The organism is Phytobacter massiliensis JC163, from assembly GCF_000321045.1.
In the GTDB taxonomy this organism is placed as follows: domain Bacteria; phylum Pseudomonadota; class Gammaproteobacteria; order Enterobacterales; family Enterobacteriaceae; genus Phytobacter_A; species Phytobacter_A massiliensis.
Map to the genome: position 1 here is coordinate 404,713 of NZ_HE578945.1, position 24,581 is coordinate 429,293.

General features: G+C 54.9%; 24 protein-coding genes. 13 read left to right on the forward strand and 11 right to left on the reverse strand.

The window, feature by feature from the left end:
• The 3 genes from ENTHG_RS02125 to cirA form a co-directional block, all read left to right on the forward strand.
• Nucleotides 1-249: LysR substrate-binding domain-containing protein (locus ENTHG_RS02125; protein ID WP_044172996.1), on the forward strand; the 249-nt coding region annotated here is incomplete at its 5' end.
• 174 nt (nucleotides 250-423) lie between these two features.
• Entirely contained in the window at nucleotides 424-1,893 is a 1,470-nt protein-coding gene (locus tag ENTHG_RS02130) for an amino acid permease (protein WP_044172997.1), read from the forward strand.
• 249 nt (nucleotides 1,894-2,142) lie between these two features.
• Nucleotides 2,143-4,125 carry a catecholate siderophore receptor CirA gene (cirA, locus tag ENTHG_RS02135; RefSeq protein WP_044173001.1) on the forward strand — a complete coding sequence of 661 codons (1,983 nt, stop codon included), beginning with the start codon at nucleotides 2,143-2,145 and terminating at the stop codon, nucleotides 4,123-4,125.
• A 111-nt stretch (nucleotides 4,126-4,236) separates the two neighbouring features.
• Here cirA and fghA read toward each other — a convergent pair whose 3' ends face one another.
• On the reverse strand, nucleotides 4,237-5,073 hold the full coding sequence (gene fghA / locus ENTHG_RS02140; protein ID WP_044173003.1) for an S-formylglutathione hydrolase: 837 nt from the start codon (nucleotides 5,071-5,073) through the stop codon (nucleotides 4,237-4,239).
• Nucleotides 5,074-5,217: 144 nt separating this feature from the next.
• On the opposite strand from fghA, the gene ENTHG_RS02145 reads away from it, so the two are divergent.
• From ENTHG_RS02145 to mglC, 8 genes are all read left to right on the forward strand, one after another.
• Entirely contained in the window at nucleotides 5,218-6,345 is a 1,128-nt protein-coding gene (locus ENTHG_RS02145; protein WP_044173005.1) for a YbfB/YjiJ family MFS transporter, read from the forward strand.
• 123 nt (nucleotides 6,346-6,468) lie between these two features.
• The gene (gene folE / locus ENTHG_RS02150) at nucleotides 6,469-7,137 is read left to right on the forward strand and encodes a GTP cyclohydrolase I FolE (protein WP_044173007.1); all 669 of its coding nucleotides are present in this window, start codon (nucleotides 6,469-6,471) and stop codon (nucleotides 7,135-7,137) included.
• Nucleotides 7,138-7,154: 17 nt separating this feature from the next.
• Complete coding sequence (yeiB, locus tag ENTHG_RS02155; RefSeq protein ID WP_044178878.1) at nucleotides 7,155-8,315, forward strand: DUF418 domain-containing protein YeiB; 1,161 nt, start codon at nucleotides 7,155-7,157, stop codon at nucleotides 8,313-8,315.
• 155 nt (nucleotides 8,316-8,470) lie between these two features.
• Nucleotides 8,471-9,496, forward strand: coding sequence for an HTH-type transcriptional regulator GalS (galS, locus tag ENTHG_RS02160; protein ID WP_044173008.1), 1,026 nt, complete (start codon nucleotides 8,471-8,473; stop codon nucleotides 9,494-9,496).
• 65 nt (nucleotides 9,497-9,561) lie between these two features.
• Complete coding sequence (locus ENTHG_RS25565) at nucleotides 9,562-9,699, forward strand: hypothetical protein (protein ID WP_154657532.1); 138 nt, start codon at nucleotides 9,562-9,564, stop codon at nucleotides 9,697-9,699.
• Between the two features lie 89 nt (nucleotides 9,700-9,788).
• Nucleotides 9,789-10,787, forward strand: coding sequence for a galactose/glucose ABC transporter substrate-binding protein MglB (mglB, locus tag ENTHG_RS02165; RefSeq protein WP_044173011.1), 999 nt, complete (start codon nucleotides 9,789-9,791; stop codon nucleotides 10,785-10,787).
• Nucleotides 10,788-10,866: 79 nt separating this feature from the next.
• On the forward strand, nucleotides 10,867-12,387 hold the full coding sequence (gene mglA, locus ENTHG_RS02170; RefSeq protein ID WP_044173012.1) for a galactose/methyl galactoside ABC transporter ATP-binding protein MglA: 1,521 nt from the start codon (nucleotides 10,867-10,869) through the stop codon (nucleotides 12,385-12,387).
• Nucleotides 12,388-12,402: 15 nt separating this feature from the next.
• Nucleotides 12,403-13,413, forward strand: coding sequence for a galactose/methyl galactoside ABC transporter permease MglC (gene mglC / locus ENTHG_RS02175; protein WP_044173014.1), 1,011 nt, complete (start codon nucleotides 12,403-12,405; stop codon nucleotides 13,411-13,413).
• A gap of 46 nt (nucleotides 13,414-13,459) precedes the next feature.
• Here the strand turns inward: mglC and ENTHG_RS02180 are convergent, their stop codons facing one another.
• From ENTHG_RS02180 to ENTHG_RS25570, 5 genes are all read right to left on the reverse strand, one after another.
• Nucleotides 13,460-15,265 carry a glycoside hydrolase family 15 protein gene (locus ENTHG_RS02180; RefSeq protein WP_044173016.1) on the reverse strand — a complete coding sequence of 602 codons (1,806 nt, stop codon included), beginning with the start codon at nucleotides 15,263-15,265 and terminating at the stop codon, nucleotides 13,460-13,462.
• A 139-nt stretch (nucleotides 15,266-15,404) separates the two neighbouring features.
• Nucleotides 15,405-16,430 carry a fimbrial protein gene (locus ENTHG_RS25390; RefSeq protein WP_425325297.1) on the reverse strand — a complete coding sequence of 342 codons (1,026 nt, stop codon included), beginning with the start codon at nucleotides 16,428-16,430 and terminating at the stop codon, nucleotides 15,405-15,407.
• A gap of 326 nt (nucleotides 16,431-16,756) precedes the next feature.
• The gene (locus ENTHG_RS02190; protein ID WP_161624510.1) at nucleotides 16,757-17,704 is read right to left on the reverse strand and encodes a fimbrial protein; all 948 of its coding nucleotides are present in this window, start codon (nucleotides 17,702-17,704) and stop codon (nucleotides 16,757-16,759) included.
• A gap of 586 nt (nucleotides 17,705-18,290) precedes the next feature.
• Complete coding sequence (locus ENTHG_RS02195; RefSeq protein WP_044173021.1) at nucleotides 18,291-19,175, reverse strand: SDR family oxidoreductase; 885 nt, start codon at nucleotides 19,173-19,175, stop codon at nucleotides 18,291-18,293.
• Nucleotides 19,176-19,316: 141 nt separating this feature from the next.
• A complete protein-coding gene (locus ENTHG_RS25570) occupies nucleotides 19,317-19,490 on the reverse strand; it encodes a hypothetical protein (RefSeq protein WP_154657533.1) in 174 nt (57 codons plus the stop codon).
• A gap of 260 nt (nucleotides 19,491-19,750) precedes the next feature.
• On the opposite strand from ENTHG_RS25570, the gene ENTHG_RS02200 reads away from it, so the two are divergent.
• Nucleotides 19,751-19,978: a phage domain protein gene (locus ENTHG_RS02200; protein WP_044173023.1), complete on the forward strand. Its 228-nt coding sequence runs from the start codon at nucleotides 19,751-19,753 to the stop codon at nucleotides 19,976-19,978.
• 207 nt (nucleotides 19,979-20,185) lie between these two features.
• The gene (locus tag ENTHG_RS02205) at nucleotides 20,186-20,608 is read left to right on the forward strand and encodes a hypothetical protein (RefSeq protein WP_044173024.1); all 423 of its coding nucleotides are present in this window, start codon (nucleotides 20,186-20,188) and stop codon (nucleotides 20,606-20,608) included.
• Nucleotides 20,609-20,614: 6 nt separating this feature from the next.
• Here ENTHG_RS02205 and sanA read toward each other — a convergent pair whose 3' ends face one another.
• From sanA to ENTHG_RS02230, 5 genes are all read right to left on the reverse strand, one after another.
• On the reverse strand, nucleotides 20,615-21,331 hold the full coding sequence (sanA, locus tag ENTHG_RS02210; RefSeq protein WP_044173026.1) for an outer membrane permeability protein SanA: 717 nt from the start codon (nucleotides 21,329-21,331) through the stop codon (nucleotides 20,615-20,617).
• A gap of 117 nt (nucleotides 21,332-21,448) precedes the next feature.
• Nucleotides 21,449-22,330 carry a cytidine deaminase gene (gene cdd / locus ENTHG_RS02215; RefSeq protein ID WP_044173029.1) on the reverse strand — a complete coding sequence of 294 codons (882 nt, stop codon included), beginning with the start codon at nucleotides 22,328-22,330 and terminating at the stop codon, nucleotides 21,449-21,451.
• Nucleotides 22,331-22,459: 129 nt separating this feature from the next.
• The gene (locus tag ENTHG_RS02220) at nucleotides 22,460-23,155 is read right to left on the reverse strand and encodes a CidB/LrgB family autolysis modulator (RefSeq protein WP_044173030.1); all 696 of its coding nucleotides are present in this window, start codon (nucleotides 23,153-23,155) and stop codon (nucleotides 22,460-22,462) included.
• Nucleotides 23,152-23,550: a CidA/LrgA family protein gene (locus tag ENTHG_RS02225; protein ID WP_044173032.1), complete on the reverse strand. Its 399-nt coding sequence runs from the start codon at nucleotides 23,548-23,550 to the stop codon at nucleotides 23,152-23,154. The genes ENTHG_RS02220 and ENTHG_RS02225 overlap by 4 nt, the downstream gene beginning before the upstream one ends.
• A gap of 107 nt (nucleotides 23,551-23,657) precedes the next feature.
• Nucleotides 23,658-24,560, reverse strand: coding sequence for a LysR family transcriptional regulator (locus tag ENTHG_RS02230; protein WP_044173034.1), 903 nt, complete (start codon nucleotides 24,558-24,560; stop codon nucleotides 23,658-23,660).
• Nucleotides 24,561-24,581 lie beyond the last annotated feature (21 nt).

Genomic DNA, 24,581 nt, shown 5'->3' on the forward strand with positions numbered 1-24,581 from the left:
TCGCATCTGCCTGAAATTCATCTTGGCATGGAGCTGGGAAACTCCGAGGCGATCAAACACGCGGTGCGTCATGGACTGGGCATCAGCTGCCTGTCGCGGCGCGTTATCGCCGAACAGCTGGAGAGCGGCAAGCTTAAGGAGATCAACGTGCCGCTGCCAAAAATGGTGCGCACCCTGTGGCGGATTCGCCACCGGCAAAAGCATCTCTCCAGCGCGCTTCAACGCTTTTTGCGCTACTGCCAGCCCTGATGGCTGGCGCGTCAGCCGGGGCGGCAATCTTCCTGCGCGCGTCGGCTATTCTCTGCTTTACTTATAATTCATCGCCTATCATGAAGGTCTCTTATAAAACGGTTTTTGTACCGGAAGGATGGCGGATCGTTTGCTACAATCGCGCCTCATTTTTTGGATGGACAGCATTTTCTTATGGTTTCCGAAACTAAAACCACACAAGCGCCCACGCTTCGCCGTGAATTAAAGGCGCGTCACCTGACGATGATCGCCATTGGCGGCTCCATCGGTACAGGGCTGTTTGTCGCATCTGGGGCGACAATTTCAGCGGCGGGCCCGGGCGGCGCGCTCTTTTCCTATATTCTTATCGGCCTGATGGTTTACTTCCTGATGACCAGCCTCGGCGAGCTGGCGGCTTATATGCCGGTTTCCGGCTCTTTCGCCACGTATGGCCAGCAGTACGTTGAAGAGGGCTTCGGCTTCGCGCTGGGCTGGAACTACTGGTACAACTGGGCGGTGACTATCGCCGTTGACCTGGTGGCGGCGCAGCTGGTGATGAGCTGGTGGTTCCCGGACACGCCGGGCTGGATCTGGAGCGCCATCTTCCTGTGCGTAATTTTCCTGCTTAACTACATCTCGGTAAAAGGCTTCGGCGAGGCGGAATACTGGTTTTCGCTTATCAAAGTCGCTACCGTAATTATCTTTATCATTGTCGGTCTGATGATGATCGTCGGCATTTTCCAGGGCGACCAGCCGGCCGGATGGAGCAACTGGAGCATTGGCGAGGCGCCGTTTGCCGGTGGGCTATCGGCGATGATCGGCGTGGCGATGATTGTCGGTTTCTCTTTCCAGGGCACTGAACTTATCGGTATCGCGGCGGGTGAATCCGAAGACCCGGAGAAGAACATTCCGCGCGCCGTGCGGCAGGTCTTCTGGCGTATCCTGCTGTTCTACGTCTTCGCTATTTTAATTATCAGCCTGATCATTCCGTATACCGATCCGAGCCTGCTGTGTAACGATGTGAAAGACATCTCCGTCAGCCCTTTCACCCTGGTGTTCCAGCATGCCGGGCTGCTCTCTGCCGCGGCGGTGATGAACGCCGTTATCCTGACGGCAGTGCTGTCGGCGGGCAACTCCGGGATGTACGCCTCTACCCGTATGCTTTACACCCTGGCCTGCGACGGCAAAGCGCCGCGTATTTTCGCGAAGCTGTCAAAAGGCGGCGTGCCGCGTAATGCGCTCTACGCCACCACGGTCATTGCCGGTCTGTGCTTCTTAACCTCCATGTTTGGCAACCAGACGGTCTACCTGTGGCTGCTTAACACCTCCGGCATGACCGGCTTTATCGCCTGGCTGGGTATCGCCATCAGCCACTATCGTTTCCGCCGTGGTTATGTCTTGCAGGGGCACGATCTGAAAGACCTGCCGTATCGTTCCGGGTTCTTCCCCCTGGGGCCGATCTTCGCTTTTGTGCTGTGCCTGATTATCACGCTTGGCCAGAACTACGAAGCGTTCCTGGCAGATACCATCGACTGGGGCGCGGTGGCCGCGACCTATATTGGCATTCCGCTGTTCCTGGTTATCTGGTTCGGCTACAAGCTGACCCGCGGCACTCGCTTTGTTAGCTATAAAGAGATGGTCTTCCCCGAGCGTTTCACTAAGTAAACCTGCCTTTCTCAAACCCTCCCGTGCGGAGGGTTTTTTCTTTTCTCCTTCCTTACAGAAATTCACACCTTTACATAACTTTTAACAACTGAATTGATAATCATTATTATTTACATTAAGGTTAACGCGTTTGAAATTTGCCGGTGCGTTTCGTGCCGTAGCCTGCCTGATAACAGCATCTCGCCGCCGACGTAGCGGAAAGAGCAGGGCGCAGTGTGAGCCTGATTTTTTATTTCATGGAGAAACGGAATGTTTAGGTTGAATCCCATCGTCAGGGGAGGGCTGTGCGCGTCCGCGATGACCCTTGCGCTGCCTGTTATCGCTGCTGTGGAAGAGGGCGATACGCTGGTTGTTACCGCCGCCGCCACCGAGCAGAACCTGAAAGACGCCCCGGCGAGCATCAGCGTCGTCACCCAGGAGGATTTGCAGCGTAAGCCGGTGCAAAACCTGAGCGACGTATTGCGCGAGGTTCCCGGCGTACAGCTCACCAACGCCGGGGATAACCGCAAAGGCGTGAGCCTGCGCGGACTCGACAGCAGCTACACGCTGATTCTCATTGACGGCAAGCGCGTCAACTCCCGTAACGCGGTATTCCGCCACAATGATTTCGATCTTAACTGGATCCCGGTAGACGCCATTGAACGAATTGAAGTGGTACGCGGCCCGATGTCTTCGCTGTACGGTTCCGACGCCCTTGGCGGGGTCGTGAATATCATCACCAAAAAAATCGGCCAGCGCTGGAGCGGTAGCGTCACGGCGGACACCACCGTGCAGGAGCACCGCGATCGCGGCGACACCTGGAACGGCCAGTTCTTTACCAGCGGCCCGCTGGTAGACGGCGTGCTCGGCCTGAAAGCCTACGGCAACGTGGCGAAGCGCGAAAAAGACGATCAGCAGGCGTCCAGCACCTCCGCGACCGGCGAATCGCCGCGCATCGAGGGCTTTACCAGCCGCGATGGCAACGTTGAACTCGCCTGGACCCCGAATGCCAACCATGATTTTACCGCCGGCTATGGCTACGACCGCCAGGACCGCGACTCCGATTCGCTGGACAAAAACCGTCTTGACAGGCAGAACTATTCCCTGAGCCATAATGGCCGCTGGGATGTGGGCAACAGCGAGCTGAAATTCTACGGCGAAAAAATCGATAATAAAAACCCCGGCAACAGCAGCCCCATCGTGTCGGAAAACAACACCGTTGACGGCAAGTTTGTGATGCCGCTTGAGCCGCTTAACCAGTTTATTACCGTCGGCGGCGAGTGGCGTCATGACAAGCTGGAAGATCCGGTAAACCTCACCGGCGGCTCAAGCTCTGACACCTCCGCCAGCCAGTACGCGCTGTTTATTGAAGATGAATGGCGCATTTTTGAACCGCTGGCGCTGACCACCGGCGTGCGCATGGATGACCATGAAACCTATGGCGATCACTGGAGCCCGCGCGCCTATCTGGTGTGGAACGCGACCGACACGCTGACCGTCAAAGGCGGCTGGGCAACGGCGTTTAAAGCGCCTTCGCTGTTACAGCTTAGCCCGGACTGGGCCACTAACTCCTGCCGCGGCGGCTGCCGCATTGTCGGCAGCCCGGATCTGAAACCGGAAACCAGCGAAAGCTTTGAGCTTGGGCTTTACTACTATGGCGAAGAGTCATGGCTGGAAGGCGTCGAAGCCAGCGTAACAGCGTTCCAGAACAACGTTGACGACATGATCAACATCAGCCGCACCGGTGATATCAATGCCGCGCCGGGCTATTCCAACTTTGTTGGCTATTACACCAACGATCGCGGTACGCGGGTGCCGGTGTTCCGCTATTACAACGTCAACAAAGCTCGGGTACAGGGGCTGGAGACCGAACTGAAAGTGCCTTTTGGCGAAGAGTGGAAACTGACGCTGAACTACACCTATAACGACGGACGGGATCTGAGCGACGGCGGCAATAAGCCCTTACAGGAACTGCCGTTCCATACCGCTAACGGCACCCTCGACTGGCGGCCATTACAGGACTGGTCATTCTACGTGTCCGGCAATTACACCGGCGAGAAGCGCTCGGTATCCCAGGGCACCACCCCTGGCGGCTATGTTATCTGGAACGCGGGCGCGGCGTGGCAGGCGACCAAAAACGTGAAGCTTCGTACCGGCGTGCTGAATCTGGGGGATAAAGATCTCAGCCGCGACGATTACAGCTACAACGAAGATGGACGCCGCTACTTTATGGCGGTGGATTACCGCTTCTGATTGGGGGGAGTTTCCCCGGATGCGCAAAAGCTTATCCGGGCTACCCGGTATGTAGCCCGGGTAAGCGCATGCGCACCCGGGATTTTCCGCATAGGGCGCTGCCCGGCTCCCTTACCCCAACAGATGCTGCGCATGGAAGCGCAGATGATCCTCAATAAACGAGGCGATGAAGTAATAGCTGTGGTCGTAGCCGGGCTGAATGCGCAGCGTCAGCGGCCATGCTGCCTGCTCTGCCGCCTGAGCCAGCCGTTCCGGCTGCAGCTGCTCCGCCAAAAACGGGTCGTTGTCGCCCTGGTCGATAAGCATCGGAATGGCCGCTTCCGCTTTGCTAGCCCTTAAGAGCGCGCAGCTATCCCACGCCTGCCACGCTGCTTCATCCGCGCCTAAATAGGCGCTGAACGCTTTCTGCCCCCAGGGCACCTTCGCCGGGTTGACGATAGGCGCGAAGGCAGAGACGCTGCTAAAACGGCCGGGGTTTTTTAGCGCCATGACGAGCGCCCCGTGGCCGCCCATCGAATGCCCGCTGATGGCGCAACGCTCGCTAACCGCGAACTGACTCTTCATCAGCGCAGGCAGCTCATCGCGCAGATAGTCGTACATCCGGTAGTGCGCAGCCCACGGCTGTTCGGTGGCGTTCAGATAAAACCCGGCCCCTTTGCCTAAATCGTAACTGTCGGCGTCCGCCACCTCATCGCCACGGGGGCTGGTGTCCGGCATCACTAACGCTATTCCCAGCTCGGCGGCCAGCCGCTGGGCCCCCGCTTTGGTGGTAAAGTTTTCGTCAGTGCAGGTCAGGCCAGAGAGAAAATAGAGGACCGGCGGCGGCGTGTTTTCCCGCTCCGGCGGTAGAAACACGCTCAGGGTCATCGGGCAGTTCAGTACGGCGGAGTCGTGCCGCCAGCGCTGCTGGCGGCCCCCAAAACAGCGGTGCTCTTCAAGCAGTTCCATGCAAGGCTCCTTCGAGAGTGGTGAGTAAACGTGACAGCCCTTCATAATACAGATTATTCCTCCCGCCGTGAGTAACTTTCACTTTTCCTTAGCAGCCTCATAATGCATCATAAATTTAACTTTTTATTAACTTATGAGTGAGTCATGGCGATACGTATCGCGTTATGCGGGTTTATTTCACTGATTGTGGCGATGGGAATCGGCCGCTTTGCCTTTACCCCGCAGGTGCCGCTGATGATCCGCGACGGTCAGCTTACTTTGACCAGCGCCGGGCTGGTGGCGGCAATGAACTACCTGGGCTATTTGCTGGGCGCATGGGATGCGATGCGGGGAAAACGTCATATCGAAGCGCGCTTGTGGCTGGGTATAACCGGGGCGGTAGCGTTGACCTTTCTCTCCTCTTTAGCGGACAACGCCATGATACACGGCGCACTGCGGCTGATTATCGGCGCGATGAGCGGCTGGGGGCTGGTGCTAACCGCGGCCTGGACTAACGAACGGCTGGCGCACTACGCCCGCCCCGGCCTCAGCGCCGCCGTGTTCGCTGGCCCCGGTGCCGGTATCGTGCTGAGCGGCCTGCTGGCGGTGGCGATTCAGTCCCGCGGGCTGTCTGCGGCTGCTGCCTGGCAGGTGTATGGCGTTCTGGCGCTGGTGCTGATTTTGCTGGTGGGCCGCTATCTGCCGCGTGCCGGACAGCTTCACCGGGCAGGGGAGCAACCTGAACCGCTGCGCTTAACGCCGGATCTGAAACGTCTGGTCTGGAGCTACAGCCTGGCAGGGCTGGGGTATATTTTGCCCGCCACCTTTTTATCGCAGATGGCGGCGCTGCGTTTTCCCGGCAGCCTGTTCGCGCAGTTTGTCTGGCCGGTTTTCGGCGCGGCGTCGATGGTGGGCATCGCCCTGAGCATTGCGCTGCGCAACGTTGGCAGCAGCAATCAGCGGCTGGCGGTGGTGCTCTGGCTGCAGGGGCTGGGCGTGGTGGCTTCCGGCGTGCTGCCGGGGTTAGGCGGTCTGGTGACGGGGGCGTTATTGGTTGGCGGCGGTTTTCTCTGCGCGGTGCAGCTGTCTCTTCTTTATGGCCGGGAACTGGCGCCAAAGCACAGCCGTTACATGGCGGGGCTGTTGACCACCGGCTACGCCGTCGGGCAGCTGATTGGCCCGATGACCTCGTCACTCTCTACCTGGCTTACGCACCGGCTGGAGCCCGCGCTATGGCTGGCCGGGGCCGCGTTAGTCGTCGGCGGGCTTCTGGTGTGGAAAAGGTCAGCTTAACAGGCTGGAGCAATTTCATTAATTATCGCCGCGACCACTGGATTCTGTGCGCGACCTCACGCACAATGATCGCTCGCTTCGCCCGTTACACGGCGAAGACGCCACACCTGCAGGAGAACAAAAATGTCATCACTCAGTAAAGAAGCGGCTCTCGTTCATGAAGCCCTGGTCGCCCGCGGCCTTGAAACACCGCTGCGCCCGCCCGTGCGCGAAATGGATAACGAAACCCGCAAGCGTCTGATAGCCGGTCATATGACGGAGATTATGCAACTGCTTAATCTCGACCTGAATGATGACAGTCTGATGGAAACGCCGCACCGCATCGCCAAAATGTACGTTGATGAGATCTTTTCGGGGCTGGATTACGCCAATTTCCCTAAGATCACCGTTATCGAAAATAAGATGAAAGTGGATGAGATGGTGACGGTGCGCGATATCACCCTGACCAGCACCTGTGAGCACCACTTCGTTACCATTGACGGTAAGGCGACGGTGGCCTATATCCCGAAAGATGCGGTGATTGGCCTCTCTAAAATTAACCGTATCGTACAGTTCTTCGCCCAGCGCCCGCAGGTTCAGGAGCGGCTGACGCAGCAGATCCTCACCGCGCTGCAAACGCTGCTCGGTACCAACAACGTTGCCGTCTCCATCGACGCGGTACACTACTGCGTTAAAGCGCGCGGTATTCGTGACGCCACCAGCGCCACGACCACCACCTCGCTGGGCGGGCTGTTTAAATCCAGCCAGAATACGCGTCAGGAGTTCCTGCGCGCCGTGCGTCACCATAATTGATTAAGGGCGTCGGGGAAATGGAGAGAAACGTCGCGCTGGATTTTATTCGCGGCGTCGCCATTCTCGGCATCCTGCTGCTGAACATTACCGCCTTCGGCCTGCCGAAGGCGGCCTATCTCAACCCCGCCTGGGACGGCTCCGCATCCTTAAGCGACGCCTGGAGCTGGGCGCTGCTTGACCTCTTCGCGCAGGTAAAATTCCTCTCCCTCTTCGCACTGCTGTTTGGCGCTGGCCTGCAAATGCTGCTGCCGCGCGGCAAACGCTGGATCCAGAGCCGTTTAACCCTGCTTGTACTGCTGGGGTTTATGCATGGCTTGCTGTTCTGGGACGGCGATATCCTGCTGGCCTACGGGCTGGTGGGGCTTATCAGCTGGCGAATGGTGCGCGACGCGCAAAGCGTAAAAACGCTGTTTAATATCGGCCTGGTGCTTTACCTCATCGGCATTGCGGTGCTGCTTTTACTGGGGGCCATCTCCGGCAATGCGCCGAACCGCTCCTGGCTACCGGGCCTGGCGGATGTGCAGTACGAAAGCTGGTGGAAAACCACCGGCGGCCTGGTAGAGGCCATCGGCAACCGGGCCGACCTGCTCTCCAGCAGCCTGCTGGCGCTGGGGGCGCAATACGGCTGGCAGCTTGCCGGGCTGATGCTGCTTGGCGCGGCGCTGATGCGCAGCGGTTGGCTGAAAGGGCAGTTCAGCCAGCGCCACTATCGGCGAACCGGCGCGCTGCTGGTACTGGTGGGCATGGCGGTTAACGTTCCGGCTATCGTCGCCCAGTGGCAGCTGGGCTGGGCGTATCGCTGGTGCGCCTTTCTTCTGCAGGCCCCGCGAGAGCTTAGCGCGCCCGTGCAGGTGCTGGGCTATGTCGCGCTGATTCTGGGCTTCTGGCAGCATCTCAGCAAATGGAAAATCGTTGCCGCGGTGGCCTGCGTCGGGCGCATGGCGCTGAGTAACTACCTGCTGCAAACGCTGATTTGCACCACGCTATTCTATCGATTTGGCCTCTTTAACCACTTCGACCGTTTGCAGCTGGTGGCCTTTGTGCCTGCTGTCTGGGCGATCAATATCCTCTTTTCCCTCTTCTGGCTGCGCCGTTTCCGCCAGGGACCGGTTGAATGGCTCTGGCGACAGTTAACCGCCCGTGCGTCGGGCAGCGCATTTCCTCGCACATCCAGATAACGATCTGGATCACAATCGTTAACAAAACGGATGTAACCGTTTCCATCCGTGTGATGTCACTCACGCAGTCATATTCACCAGACTGAGAGAATAGCCCCCTTGCTAAACACAGGGGGTGTCCGTGAGCCGCCGTAATCCACTCAAGGTGTATATCTATGATCACCATTCGTGACGTAGCCCGTCAGGCGGGCGTTTCCGTCGCGACGGTTTCCCGCGTGCTGAACAATAGCGCGCTGGTCAGCCAGGAGACGCGCGAGACGGTGATGAAGGCGGTGGCCCAGCTTGGCTATCGCCCAAATGCCAATGCCCAGGCGCTGGCGACGCAGGTCAGCGATACCATCGGCGTGGTGGTGATGGATGTTTCCGATGCCTTCTTTGGCGCGCTGGTGAAGGCGGTGGATACTGTTGCCCAGCAGCACCAGAAGTATGTGCTTATCGGTAACAGCTACCACGAGGCGGAGAAAGAGCGCCACGCGATTGAAGTGCTGATTCGCCAGCGCTGTAACGCGCTGATTGTGCACTCAAAAGCGTTGAGCGATGAAGAACTTGCCGGCTTTATGGAGCAGATTCCCGGCATGGTGCTGATAAACCGCGTCGTGGCGGGTTATGCGCATCGCTGCGTCTCCCTTGATAACGTCAGCGGGGCGATGATGGCGACGCGGATGCTGCTTAACCACGGCCATCAGCGGATCGGCTATCTGGCTTCCAGCCATCAGATTGAGGATGACGACATGCGCCGGGAAGGCTGGTTCCGGGCGCTGGCGGAGCAGGGGATAGCCGCCCCCGATGGCTGGGTCGGCACCGGCTCGCCGGATATGCCGGGCGGCGAGGCGGCAATGGTGGAACTGCTTGGGCGCAACCTGCAGCTTACCGCTGTTTTTGCCTATAACGACAGCATGGCGGCAGGGGCGCTGACCGCCCTGAAAGACAACGGGATTGCGGTGCCGCATCATCTGTCGCTGATCGGCTTTGATGATATCCCTATCGCCCGCTATACCGACCCGCAGCTGACCACCGTCCGTTACCCTATCGCCTCTATGGCCCGGCTGGCCACTGAACTGGCGTTACAGGGGGCGGCGGGCACGCTGGATATCAGCGCAAGCCACTGTTTCATGCCAACTTTAGTGCGCCGCCATTCAGTTGCTATTCGGCAAACTGTGGGTGCGATCACTAACTTATAAAACTCAGTGATGTAACCGTTTTCAATCTGTGAGTAAATTCACAGTATCTTAACAAGGCGCTGACTATGATGTCAGCGTTTCAGGAGCTGAAACAGAATGTAACGCAGTTTCGCCTCGTTGCCAGCGTTCGTCAGCCCCCGGATACCCATAAAAAGCGCATCACTGGAGCGTTGCCCCTCACGGAAGAAAGCATTGTTGAGTGAAGTTCGGCCAACAGTAACGTTTCATTAACCTACTGGCCTGTCGATCGTTATTCACAAGAACTACCCTGCATAATAAAACCGGAGATACCATGAATAAGAAGGTGTTGACCCTGTCCGCTGTTATGGCAAGTATGCTTTTCGGCGCAGCCGCACACGCAGCAGATACCCGTATTGGTGTGACCATCTACAAGTATGACGACAACTTTATGTCCGTTGTCCGTAAAGCCATTGAGAAAGACGCTAAAGCAGCGCCGGATGTGCAGCTGCTGATGAACGACTCCCAGAACGACCAGTCCAAACAGAACGATCAGATTGACGTATTGCTGGCGAAAGGGGTGAAGGCTCTGGCTATCAACCTGGTTGACCCGGCTGCCGCAGGCACCGTTATTGAAAAAGCGCGCGGCCAGAACGTGCCGATTGTGTTCTTCAACAAAGAGCCGAACCGCAAAGCGCTGGATAGCTATGACAAAGCGTTTTACGTGGGCACCGACTCCAAAGAATCCGGTATCATCCAGGGCGATCTGATCGCTAAACACTGGGCGGCGAATAAAGAGTGGGACCTGAACAAAGACGGTCAGATTCAGTTCGTTCTGCTGAAAGGCGAGCCGGGCCACCCGGATGCCGAAGCACGCACCACCTACGTTATCAAAGAGCTGAATGACAAGGGTCTGAAAACCCAGCAGCTGCAGTTAGATACCGCGATGTGGGATACCGCTCAGGCGAAAGACAAAATGGACGCCTGGCTCTCTGGCCCGAACGCTAACAAAATCGAAGTGGTTATCGCTAACAACGATGCGATGGCAATGGGTGCGGTAGAAGCGCTGAAAGCGCACAACAAATCTTCTATTCCGGTATTCGGCGTTGACGCCCTGCCAGAAGCGCTGGCGCTGGTGAAATCCGGTGCGCTGGCCGGTACGGTGCTTAACGATGCCAACAACCAGGCGAAAGCCACCTTTGACCTGGCGAAGAACCTCGCCGACGGTAAAGGCGCGGCTGACGGCACCGAGTGGAAAATCGACAATAAAATCGTCCGCGTTCCTTACGTTGGCGTAGATAAAGACAACCTGTCCGAGTTTCTCGGTAAATAATTTATTTTAAGTCTGTCTCACCGGGCGCAATTCGTTGCGCCCTTTATAACACGCTATGCCAGGCCAACAAGGTAGAATTATGGTCAGCAATAATACTCAGTCGTCCGGTGAATTCTTGTTGGAAATGAGCAATATCAACAAGTCTTTTCCAGGCGTAAAGGCGCTCGATAATGTCAATTTAAAAGTCCGCCCTCATTCCATTCATGCGTTAATGGGTGAGAACGGTGCGGGTAAATCAACATTATTAAAATGCCTTTTTGGGATCTACCAGAAAGATTCCGGCAGCATTATTTTTCAGGGTAAAGAGATCGATTTCCACTCCGCCAAAGAAGCGCTGGAAAATGGTATCTCGATGGTTCATCAGGAGCTTAACCTGGTGTTGCAACGTTCTGTAATGGATAACATGTGGCTGGGTCGCTATCCGACCAAAGGCATGTTTGTCGATCAGGACAAGATGTACCGTGATACAAAAGCAATTTTTGATGAGCTGGATATTGATATCGATCCGCGGGCGCGCGTAGGCACATTATCCGTATCGCAAATGCAGATGATCGAAATTGCGAAGGCGTTTTCTTATGACGCTAAAATTGTCATCATGGACGAACCGACTTCTTCGCTGACCGAAAAAGAAGTTAACCATCTCTTCAAAATTATTCGCAAGCTGAAAGAACGCGGCTGCGGTATTGTTTACATCTCGCACAAAATGGAAGAGATCTTCCAGCTGTGCGATGAAATTACCATTCTTCGTGATGGTCAGTGGATTGCCACCCAGCCGCTTGAAGGACTGGATATGGATAAGATCATCGCCATGATGGTCGGCCGTTCCCTGAACCAGCGCTTCCCGGATCGGCAGAACACACCAGGGGAAACCATTCTCGAAGTGCGTAACCTGACCTCGTTGCGCCAGCCCTCTATCCGCGATGTCTCATTTGATCTACATAAAGGCGAGATCCTTGGCATTGCGGGTCTGGTTGGGGCCAAGCGCACGGATATTGTCGAAACGCTGTTTGGTATCCGCGAAAAAGCGGCGGGAACCATTAAACTGCACGGCAGGAATATTAATAACCATACTGCCAATGAAGCCATTAATAACGGTTTCGCGCTGGTGACGGAAGAACGCCGTTCGACGGGGATTTACGCCTATCTGGACATTGGTTTTAACTCTTTAATATCCAATATCCAGAATTATAAAAACAAAGTGGGTTTACTGGATAATTCGCGGATGAAGAGCGATACCCAGTGGGTTATTGACTCGATGCGCGTAAAAACGCCAGGCCATCGCACTCAAATCGGATCGCTGTCCGGTGGTAACCAGCAGAAAGTGATTATTGGCCGCTGGCTACTGACCCAGCCGGAAATATTAATGCTCGATGAACCGACGCGCGGTATTGACGTCGGGGCGAAGTTCGAAATTTATCAGCTGATTGCCGAACTGGCGAAAAAAGAGAAGGGAATTATTATCATCTCTTCTGAAATGCCGGAACTGTTAGGTATCACTGACCGTATCCTGGTAATGAGCAATGGTCTCGTTGCCGGAATTGTTGACACTAAAACGACAACGCAAAACGAAATTTTGCGTCTTGCGTCTTTGCACCTTTAAGATCAGGGGCTCCTCATGAGTGCGTTAAATAAAAAAACTTTTCTCACTTACCTGAAAGAAGGCGGAATTTACGTCGTTCTTTTAGTGTTACTGGCGATTATTATTTTCCAGGACCCGACGTTCTTAAGTTTGCTCAACTTAAGTAACATACTGACCCAGTCCTCGGTGCGTATTATCATCGCACTGGGCGTGGCGGGGCTGATTGTGACCCAGGGGACTGACCTTTCCGCCGGTCGCCAGGTCGGGCTGGCGGCGGTAGTGGCGGCCACGCTGCTGCAGTCCATGGAAAACGTCAACAAAGTTTTCCCGGATCTGCAAACCATGCCGATCATTGTGGTTGTCGCTATCGTCTGCGTGATTGGCGCGATCATCGGTCTGATTAACGGCATCATCATCGCGTACCTGAACGTAACGCCGTTTATCACCACGCTGGGTACGATGATCATCGTTTATGGTATCAACTCCCTGTATTACGATTTTGTCGGCGCGTCGCCGATTTCCGGCTTCGACAGCGGTTTCTCCACCTTTACGCAGGGCTTTATTGCGCTGGGGTCGTTCCGCCTCTCTTACATCACCTTCTACGCGTTGATTGCGGTCGCCTTCGTTTGGGTACTGTGGAACAAAACCCGCTTCGGCAAAAACATTTTCGCCATCGGCGGTAACCCGGAAGCGGCAAAAGTGTCTGGCGTGAACGTGGCCCTCAACCTGCTGATGATCTACGCGCTGTCCGGTGTTTTCTACGCCTTCGGCGGCATGCTGGAAGCCGGGCGTATCGGCTCTGCCACCAACAACCTGGGCTTTATGTACGAGCTGGACGCCATCGCAGCCTGCGTGGTGGGCGGCGTCTCCTTTAGCGGCGGCGTGGGAACGGTGCTGGGCGTGGTGACCGGTGTGATTATCTTCACCGTTATCAACTACGGCCTGACCTATATCGGCATCAACCCTTACTGGCAGTACATCATCAAAGGCGGCATCATTATCTTTGCGGTGGCGCTGGACTCACTGAAATACGCGCGTAAGAAGTAATAATCAGTACCCGGATGCGGCGTTGTTACGCCGCATCCGGAATGCCCTATCTGGAAAGCGCATCGGCGGCGCAAATCAGCGCCAGATGGCTTAACCCCTGCGGCACGTTGCCGCGCCACTCCCCGCTACGCACATCAAACATCTCATTGAACGTCTCCACATTGCCCTTATCGCAGAGCGTCTCCAGGATGGCGTCCATACACTCCCTGGCGCGTTTTTTATCACCCATCTCCGCCAGCGCCTCAACCAGCCAGAACGAACAGGCGACAAAGGTGCTCTCCTCCTGCTCTACGTCGCTGTAGCGATAGAGCATTGGCTTGCCGTGGCCCAGCTCGTTGATAATGGCGTCCAGGGTTGACTGCATGCGCTGCGGGTTACAGTGCTTGCCGTAGTGCCAGGTGAGGCATAAAGAGGCGTCCAGCCTGTCGGTTCCGGCATAAAAGGTGTAAGCCTGTTTTTCCTCCGACCAGCAGTTTGACTCTATCCACGCCTCAATGCGGGTTTTTTCCCGCTCCCAGCGCGCCACCCATGTGGCTTCCAGATGCCCCTCCCGCGCCAGGTACGCGGCAATGTCCAGCGTTACCCAGCAGGTCATTTTTGAGTGGGTATAGTGTTGCAGATCGTGCAGTTCCCAGATGCCGGAATCCGTCTGCTTCCAGATGTCGGCGCAGGTATTCGCCAGCGAGGCAAGCAGCCGGGCGGTGGTGAGATCCAGCACATGGCCTGCGCGCACAAACAGCAGGGCGGTAGCCAGCAGATCGCCGTACATGCTGAGCTGCTGCTGATCGCGGGCGTTATTACCAATCCGCACCGGTCGGGAATTTTTATAGCCGCTCAGCGGCGGATAACTTTCCGCCGGGACGATGCCGCCGTCCAGGGTATAGCAAACCCGCACTTTACCGTCGTGACGCAGGATGGTATTGGTCAGCCACGAAAACGCCGCCTTGCACTCTTCCAGCGCGCCAATCACCGTGAATGCGCGAATGATCATGCAGGCGTCGCGCGTCCAGGCGTAGCGATAGTCATAGTTCTTTTCGCCGCCAATACCTTCCGGCAGGGAGGTTGTGGGAGCCGCTGCCAGCGCGCCGGTCGGCGAGTACAGCAGGAATTTCAGCGCCAGCGCTGAACGTTTTACATGCTCCGGGAAGATGCCTTCATAGGTCAGGCTCTCGCACCACAGCCGCCACACGTGGTCGGAAATATCAATATGGCCGTCGATTTTCTCCAGCGAAGGAACGGCCAGCGGCTCTTTATGGCTTACCAGTAGGGCAACCATTGAGCGCACCCCTTTGCGGGCGGTGAAGGTGCCTTCGATAGCGTGATCGTCGTAAAGGGTGATGTCCACCTCGTCCGAGGTGCGCAGCATCGCCATCAAATCGCCAATGTGAATCACCTGGCCTTTGTCCGTATCCTGAATCCACGGGGAGCGGGTGCAGGAGGCGGTTCCCGGCACAAACATCAGCCGCAGTTCAACTTCGCCTTCAACGCCTTCGACCCGGCGAGCCAGTTCACACCACGGCAGACGCCCGGCGTAGTTACTGTTTAGCGATTCGGTCAGCACCACGCTGCCGGAGGCGGTCTCGTAGCAGGTTTCCAGCACGTTGCTGTTTTCCCGGTAACGGCGATGAACGCGATATTCAGCGGTGGGCTCTATTTGAAAATAGCCGCCGCTGGCGGCGTCAAGAATGCGATCGAAGAGGGGCGGGGAGTCCATATTGGGCGCGCACCACCAGTCAATCGAGCCGTCCGGGGCAATCAACGCCACCGAACGGCCATCGCCAATGGCGGCATAGTCGCCCAGCCCCGCATAGCCATCCACACGCTGCGGATGAGAGTAGGTCTCGTTCTTCATCTTTTCTCCTGGCGAAAGATATGGCGACATTGTGTCGCCATAAAATGAGTGCTTTTAGCCTGGTGGAGCAGGCCTATGATCAAGCGTAACCAGGAATGGTAATCGCGCCGGGAAATTACCTGACTTTTCAGAAAGCTGACTAACGGTAGCTGATGGTGTACTCCAGCTTACCGTTGGCAGTACCCGCACCGATGGCGTTTTCTGTCTGAATATAACGGGCAAAAAGCGGAATGGTGACGTTGGGTGAGCCATCCTTAGGCAGCGGTTGGGCATAGCCCGTATCGAGGTTAATTTTACCGCTTTCGCTTTCACTGCTGGAGAGCTGGATGCCGATACCCGTTGCGCTGGACGAACTGCTCAGGGCCATAACGCCGTCCTCTGACTTGATTTTGCCGTCCAGCGGCGTCAGGCTGACAACTGCCGCGTTACTGGTTAAGCCTGCCAGCGGAATATTGCTTGTGCCATCGAAGGTGGTGATGGGCGTTGAGCTGTTGCCATAAAAGTGGCCGCAGTTATTTAACACGATACTGGCATTTTTCCATTCTGTACCGGAGCCGATGCCGGAAAAGTCAGCGACGTGGTGCTTGCCCATCGGCACCACCATGGACTGACTGGCAGTGCTAATATCACAGGTAGGCACATTAACGGTAAGACTGCCGCTCACGTTAATTTGATAAATATTCACCATGCTGCCGTCCTGCCCGGCAGTATAAAGCGCGACAGGGATATTGACGGCAGGAATAGTGCCGCTGCTTACTACGTTTCCTGTCTTAACAAACTGCAGGGTAGAGTTGGCGGTCCAGCCTTCAGTGTAATCGCAGAACTGAATGTTATTCGCAGCGAGACATTTTTTAGCCTTGAGATACGACGGGAAATTGAAGTTGCCGGTATGGAACCTGACGCCTATCCCCTCAATTCCCGTTTTATACGTTTGTGAGCCAGATGAGGTTTCCGGCAAGGGAAGGGAGGCATACTCCCAACGGCGATAAAAATCGCCTACGGCATCGCACTTGATGCTAAACACCTGGCTATTGAGCTTGATTTGTTGTTCAAAGATAACGCTGCCGACCGCAGCGCCAGCAGGGACGGAAATAGCCGATGCTGCCAGCGGGAGCGTGTAGTACTTCGTGGCGTTGACGGTATACTGGTCGTGGACATAAAAAATCGCAGCTGGCGTAGACGTGGGCGCTAAACAAAGAAAACACCAGAGTGGATAAAATCAAAAATCCTTTTAAAGAGCATTATATTACCTCCATGGCGGCTGATTATTTCATCATAAAATCAACTCTCGCTAAGATTAGATATCTCTGGGAAGAGGAGCTTACATGCTCGCAATGAAATGCCGGTGTTAAAATTAAGTAATATAAATAGTCCCTAGTTATCCGTAACACTTAATAAATGCATAATGTGAATAGTAAAATATATTTCGTGCACGAGTAATAACGCATGGCGACAGCGAGCCGCCATGCATCCTCTCTCGATCAGTAAAATCTACCGGTAGGTGATCGTGTATTCCAGTTTACCATTAGCGGTACCCGCGCCAATAGAATTTTCTGTCTGAATATAACGGGCGAAAAGTGGAATAGTAAAGTTGGTCGTGCCATCTTTGGGCAGCATTTGAGTATACGCGGCGTTAAGGTTAATTTTACCGCTTTCACTCTCGCTGCTGGAAAGCTGGATTCCAATTCCCGTTGCGCTGGAGGAGTCGCTCAGCGCCATCACCCCCTCCTCAGGCTTGACGTTGCCGTCAAGCGGGGTCAGGGTAACGACAGCCGCGTTACTGGTCAGGTCTGTCAGGGGGACGTTGCTTGTACCGTCAAAGCTGGCAATAGCCGCTGAACTGCTACCGTAAAAGTGGCCGCAGTTATTTAAGCGAATGCTGGCATCTTTCCATTCGGTGCCAGAGCCGACGCCGGAAAAGTCCGCGACGTGATGCTTGCCCATGGGCACCACCATCGACTGGCTGGCGGCAGTAATATCACAGGTGGGGGTATTCACGTTGAGCGTGCCGCTGATATTGATTTTATAAATATCTACCATGCTGCCAGACTGCCCTGCGGTATATACAGAGGTGGGGAGACTGGCGCCGGTAATCGCGCCGGTGCCTACCGTATTGCCTGTTTTAATAAGTTGAATGGTGGTATCAGCAACCCAGCCTTTTGTAAAATTACAATATTGCTCATCACATGTAGATGAATAGTAATTTACCGGGAAACTGTAGGTAGGCGGGTCGCCTGCGCGAAACCTCACGCCGATTCCAGCAATGTTCGTTTTATAGATTTTTGAACCGGTTGATATTGGCGGATAGGGATGGGAATCATAATTTTCGGTTCGCATAAAATCACCCACAGCATCACACATAATGCTGAACTTTGGCGTGTTTTTTAGATTTACTTTCTGTTCAAAAATAACGGCGCCCGTTGCCGCGCCGGGGGGCACAGAGATGGCGCTGGCAGCCAGCGGGACGGTGTAATGCTGTACGGCATTAACGTAATAATCCTCGTGGACATAAAAGTGGCAGCCTGCGTATGCGCTGCTGCTTAACAAAAGCGCAGGCAAAATCAAGATCCTTGTATAATGCATTGTATCATCCCCTGATGGCTTGGTATTTCAACAGGTCATCCAGGATAAGGCGCAACGCTCGCAAAGATTAGAAATTGCTTAAAGCGAGAAAAAATTTATCTACGATAGAAGCAGAAATAAGAAACGCTGGCAATAAAAAAATAATCTCAATTTATTAATGGTAGCTGACAAAATTCACAAAGCGAATAGAAATAGCGGCTCTTTTATTGCCGCTAACCTTGCGAGCAGCGAACGTTGCGCCTTATGTATCGAGGGTGGATGGCCCTATAAAAGCGGAACAAGGATATTAGAAGATTCATTACCAGGCAATGGAAGAATGAAACATTATTCCCGTTGCGCTGGTTGAACTTTTCAGCGTGATTTTATCACCTGTACGGATAGGACAGGCAACAACTATTCATTATGCTCAATATAAATGGCAGGCCGAAGCCTGCCATACCTTTTACAGGGTGCCGGTGCCGCCATCGGAACACCAGACCTGGCCTGAGGCGTAGGAACTTTCGTCCGACGCAAACAGGACATACAGCGGGGCAATCTCCACCGGCTGGCCGGGGCGGCCCAGCGGTGCAGAAGCGCCAAACTGTTTCACTTTTTCCTGTGGCTGGCCACCGCTGGACTGCAACGGCGTCCAGTACGGGCCGGGGGCTACGGCATTCACACGGATGCCTTTCGGCCCCAATTGTTGCGCCAGCGATTTGGTAAACGCAACGTTACAGGCTTTGGTCTGGGCGTAATCGAGCAGAATTTCGCTCGGCTTGTAGGCCTGGACCGAAGTAGTGTTGATAATTACCGCCCCTTCCTGCAGGTGCGGAATCGCGGCTTTGGTGATCCAGAACGGCGCATAGACGTTCGTTTTAAAGGTGGCGTCAAACGCTTCGGTAGTCAGCTCTTCGATAGATTCGCAGTACTGCTGGCGACCGGCGTTGTTGACCAGCACGTCCAGGCCGCCGAGTTCGCGTACTGCGCTGGCGACCAGCTGTTGACAGAAGCTTTCATCACGGATATCGCCTGGCAGGGCAACCGCTTTTCTGCCTTCTGCGGCAATCAGGGCGATAACGGCTTCGGCATCCGTTTGCTCTTCTGGCAAAAAGTTAATTGCCACGTCGGCCCCTTCACGGGCGAAAGCGATAGCCACAGCGCGGCCGATACCGGAGTCACCGCCGGTAATCAGCGCCCGTTTTCCCGCCAGACGGCCAGAGCCAATATAGCTGGTTTCGCCATGATCCGGGATGGGCTTCATTTCCGCAGCAAGCCCTGGCGGCTGTTGCGGCTGTTCCGCAAACGGCGGACGGGGATAGTTAAGATGCTTCTTGTCGGTCGGTGTCATAATTATCTATCTCTTTGCAGGCCAGAATTTTAAAGTAGTTGTGAAACGTTAATTTCGCGAATGTAACGCAGCGGCGGCCAGGCCTTAATATCTGTTAAAAAAACAGCGGCCATAAATTTTCCCTGCGAGAAAAATGAACTGTCAGATAATCTGTCTGACCGCGATGATATTCTCTCGCTGGGCTTGCCACCATTTCATCTGGCGATACAATGCCCCGCCATTTTTAAGTATCAGGCACAGACGATCGCCAATCCGGATAGGGTAGAATAAATCTTCGATCTCACCTTTTTTATGAACATGCCAGTAACAATTCATTAACTCACCTCGTCAGATAAGAGTAAATGTTGTACCAGATGCCTGGTCCGGCCATCTCGCTGCGTTTGCGAAATAAAAATGTAGATGCACATTTAAATTATTGTAGATAAGAAAAGTCCTAGTCTTGGTGAAATAACGTTGGTGCCGTCACAGATATAATTTCTGACGAAAGAAAATTATCTGATTATGCGCTTATCAGCTTGTTAATTGCTGTTTCAGTGCTACGCTTATTTAAGCACAACATTCGCAAGGAGATTAGGATGAACGGCAAAGCAACATTTCCTGCCTTCCCCGTCAATGGGTGGCAGGTAGGAGCAGTGGAAGATATGAATGGGGTGGTTATTCAGTTCGGCTACAGTACCTCGCCTTACGCGCCTGGCGGTTCAACTTTTGATTCGCAGTTTTTCAGCCTGACGCCTGAAAAGGTTAAAAGCCTCATTTACGATCTGCAGAAAAGTTTGCACCAGTATGAAGATAAAGTAGCTTAAACAACCTGTTGCGCACAGGTTAATGAAGCAGCAGCTGTAATTTCTTACAGTCTGCTGCATATAATATATCCTGCATCCTGTTTTTTCTCTCATTTGTTTACACTTCTCCCGCTATTCTGTTTCTTGTTTTGAGGAAAATCCTGGAGTGATTTTGACCAGTTTTCCTTACGCTGAATGCAAATATATTATGTGTCAGCGGGAGCACCTGTGAATATTGTCCTTTTTCAAGTTGAACGTTTACCCCAGCAGAAAAATAATTTTATTAACTTTACTTTAAAATCTGTGCAACTTTTACGAGACAAAAAAGTCATTGCTGAATTAGGTGATGTAAGAGTTGATAAATTGCCGTTCTATTATTTTTGCGCTGTCCCAACCGGTTTTAGCAAAATTGAGTTTACCGTTAAAAATAAGCCGCCGCTGCGCCTGGTATTTCGCGCGGGCTATTTGAAAAGCGGTGACTATATTATCGCCACGCCAGCGGGGGAAATAACCCTTGGTTTTAACGCGTTAACGGGGATATGGTCAGATAAACAGCAGACTTTTGCCATGTCGCATCAGCAACTTACCGAACGTGAATATGTTCTGCTACGGCCAGCGCGGGTCTATCCGCGCCATGCGCCGCCGACATGAACAACGCTATTTCCCTTTTTTCTGCAGTTCGAGCAGTTGCCCGGCGGTGACCGCAGGGTAGCCCTGCGCATCTGCCGGTATCTCTTCTAAAGAGGGGATAGGCTCCAGCGGCCCTAAAAAGCGGGGTTCGCGTTTGAACAGGTATAAATCAGCCACCGTTCCCAGCCTTGCAGCAAATTCCCGGATACGCACCTTCCACATATTTTTTGGCGAAGGCACGGCATAGCATTGCGCCTGAATGCCCATATGTTGAGCGATAAACAGCGCGCGCTCGCAGTGGAAGCGCTGCGTAATCATAATAAAGTCGTTGGTATCGAAGACTTTGCGGGTGCGCACTACGGAATCGAGAGTGCGAAAACCGGCGTAATCCAGCACGATATCCGCTGGATCCACGCCGCCGGCAATCAAATCTTTGCGCATCGTCACCGGCTCATTATAACTTTGCAGAGCGTTATCGCCGCTCAGCAGCAGATAGTTTACTTTGCCGCTGTTATAGGCGTTGAGCGCGCCCTGTATACGGTAACGGTAATACTGATTGATGACGCCGGTGCGGTAATACTTGGCGGTTCCCAGCACCACGCCCACCTGACGCCAGGGGAGATCCTGCAAATCTTCATAAATATACGGCGAGGTTTTCCAGCTGATCCAGCGATCCAGGCCGAGCGCAGTCAACAGCAGTAAGCCAATCAGGACTAACAGGCTGTATAACAAACGCTTCAACATACTGAAAACTCAATGCAGGGTTAAATTTCACTCAGGCTACTTTACCCGTTCGGCAAGCGCAAGGAACAGGCGTCTGATTGCGTTCTTTTTCATCACTGCGGGCAAGCCCGCAGCAAGTCAGAGCAGCACGCGTTCGACGTTCAGACAGCCCAGCGCAAGCAGGGTCGCCAGGGTAGCATCCCACTGGGTAAGGGGCGCGTCCGCACGTTCGGCCAGCACGGCACGTTGCATATCGGGGTAGTCATAGCCACTCAGGCTCAGCAGATTGAGCGCCCCCTGCAGAGGAGGGAGTGTGGGGTTAAACGCCGCGTTCTCAGCGTAGCTGCCGCTGAAAATACGCCCGTCCCGGCAGAGAATCGCCACGCCCGAAGGTGCCTTAGAATACGGCGTATGGCTTCTGTTGGCCGCGCTGATGGCCGCCTGCGAAAGCGCATCGCCGGAAAGGGCGAAGCCGTGGTTCTGCTCGTCCATCAACAGCGTTTCGATCTGCAAATCTTTCGGGCCGAAGGCATCCGGCAGGTAGTCCGCTAATGTATGGGGCGCGCGTCCGGGCAGGTTAATGCGTAACGACAGGCCGCTATTCAGCTCGTTCATAAACTGACGGCAGTGGCCGCAGGGGGTGTAATTGACGGTGACAGAGCGCAGGCCCGTTTCGCCCCGCAGCCAGGCATGGCTGATGGCGCTTTGCTCAGCGTGAACGGTTTGCTGCATGGTCGAGCCGATAAACTCCATATTTCCGCCGAAATACCAGTTCCCGCTGACGCCGCGGGCAATCGCGCCGACGTTAAAGTGAGAAAGATCGGCGCGCGCGCAGGCAGCCGCAAGGGGTAACAGCGCAAAAGCCAACGCGTCTTCGTCCATCCCCGTCGCGTCAAGCAGGGCGGCAACCTGCTCTGCGCTCAACATGGCGGGAAAATCCGCGTCCGCCAGCAGCGGCGCCAGGGCCGCCTGGAGGTTATCCGCAAGGGCGGGAAACGCAGTGTGAAAACGTGGTTGCATGGCGTTGCCTCATAATCAGTAATGGGATCGTAGTGTACGAGCCGCCAGGGGCGGTTTGTGTGATCTGTTTCTCATTATTCATGCAACTAATGAAATTCAAATGAAAAATGCGCGACGCATCGCAAATTTTTACCCGACTAAGGCCACAATCAGCGGGAAGAGAAACGGGGCGATAAGCGATGTGATAATTCCGCAAATCACCAGCGCCAGCGAGCTGAACGCCCCTTCCTGGTAATCCATTTCAGCCGCGCGGGCCGTTCCCAGCGCATGGGAAGCCGTACCCATTGCCAGACCGCGCGCCGATTTTGTTTTGATATGCATCGCGTTCAGTAGACTGTGGCCAAACACGGCCCCCAGCACGCCGACGAATATCACGCAGACCGCGCTGATAGCCGGAATGCCGCCGATACTGCCGCCGACCGCCATCGCAATGGGGGTGGTGACCGATTTGGGCAAAATAGAGGCGGCGATTTCCGGCGTCGCGCCCATCATCAGAGCGATGCCCGCGCCGGTAACCATCGCTACCACGCTGCCCGCAAAGCAGATGGTGATGATGGACTTCCAGCGCGCCCGGATTTGATGTAGCTGTTCATAGAGCGGAAAGGCAAGCGCCACCACCGCAGGCTGCAGCAGATCGTTAAGTATTTTGCTGCCCTGAAAGTAGTGATCATAGGGGATGCCGGTCAGCAGCAAGAACGGAATGATAACCACCATCGCCACCAGCAGCGGGTTGAGCAGCGCCATTTTATAACGCATCCCCAGCCTGCGCGCCGCGAAAAAGACAATCAGCGTCAGGGGAAGCGACCACCAGATATTGGCCATCATTTTTTGGTTCCTTTATCGCCGATAATTTTACGATCGCCGTGCGCAAGATGGGCGCTCCAGCTCACCACCAGGAAAACAATAAGCGTACTGACCGCACAGGAGACCACAATCGGCCCGAACTGCGCCCGTAGCGTGTCGTAATACTGCATCACCCCCACGCCAATCGGCACAAACAGCAGCGCCATATAGCGAATAAGCACATAGCAGCCCGGATTGACCCATTTTGCCGGCAGAATCTGCAAGGCCAGCAGGAAGAAGAGAATCAGCATGCCGATAATGCTGCCTGGAATAGCGATAGGCAGCAGAGAGGAGACAAAGTTTCCTGCGTATAAACAGGCGTATATAAGAATAAAGGCGCGAAGATACTGCCAGATGACGTTCAGCGATTTGCTCATGGTGACCACCTCTGTTAGAACGCATTCATCATACAATTAAATCGTAAAACGTGCTACCGATCACATCATGAATTCCAGGAATGGTATGCATGCCTTCTGGCAACAGTTCACGTTGATTCATTTTCCCCCTGCATTTGCAGGCGGCCAATAAGTTCGCGCATGCCGCGGGTGACAATTTTATCCGGGCGCATAACCAGCCCGAGCTGTCGGTGTAGCCCAGGCGCAAGGGGATGAACGGCAAGGCCTTGCCGATCGCCGGGCTCCTGAACCGCCATTCGCGGAACGATGCTGTAGCCCAGCCCTGCGCGTACCATTCGCTTTATTGCCTCGATACTGCCCGGCTCCATCACCGGGGAGACCACCGCGCCTGCGCGCTGGAACCAGCCGTCAATAAGGGCGCGCGTGCCGCTACCGGCAATAAAAACAATCAAATCCTGCGTGGTGAAATCAGCCGCCGTCATCACCGTTTCGTCCATATCGGCCGCACCGGCGGCGGTGATGGCAACAAACTCATCGTTCATTATTGGGGTGATTTCCAGATTACGCCCCGATACGGGCAGCGTGACCAGCCCGATATCGACGCGATTTTCTTCTACGGCGCGAACAATATCCTGCGTGTTGCCCGTCTGAACGCCTACCGAAAGCTGCGGATGATCGTGGCGTAGCGCCTGCAAAACCCCCGGCAACAGGTGGATGCAGGCGGTGGCGCCGGTCCCCAGGGTGACCGTTTCGCTTATCGTTTGCTGGTGTAGAGCCACCGAATGCACGGCGGCGGTAACGGCTTTTTCTATTTCTCCGCAGTGCGCCAGCAAGGAGAGCCCGGCAGGCGTCGGGCGCACGCCCCGGCCATAGCGCTCAATTAAACGCGTTTTCAATGCCGCCTCCAGCTGTCGCATCTGCAGGCTAACGGCAGGCTGCGAAATACCCAACGCCTCCGCGGCCGCGGTAAAACTTCCCCGGCCCATGACCAGACGAAAGGTTGTCAGTTGTTCGAGGCTGAAACTTGCCATCCAAAGTTATCCTTATACCAG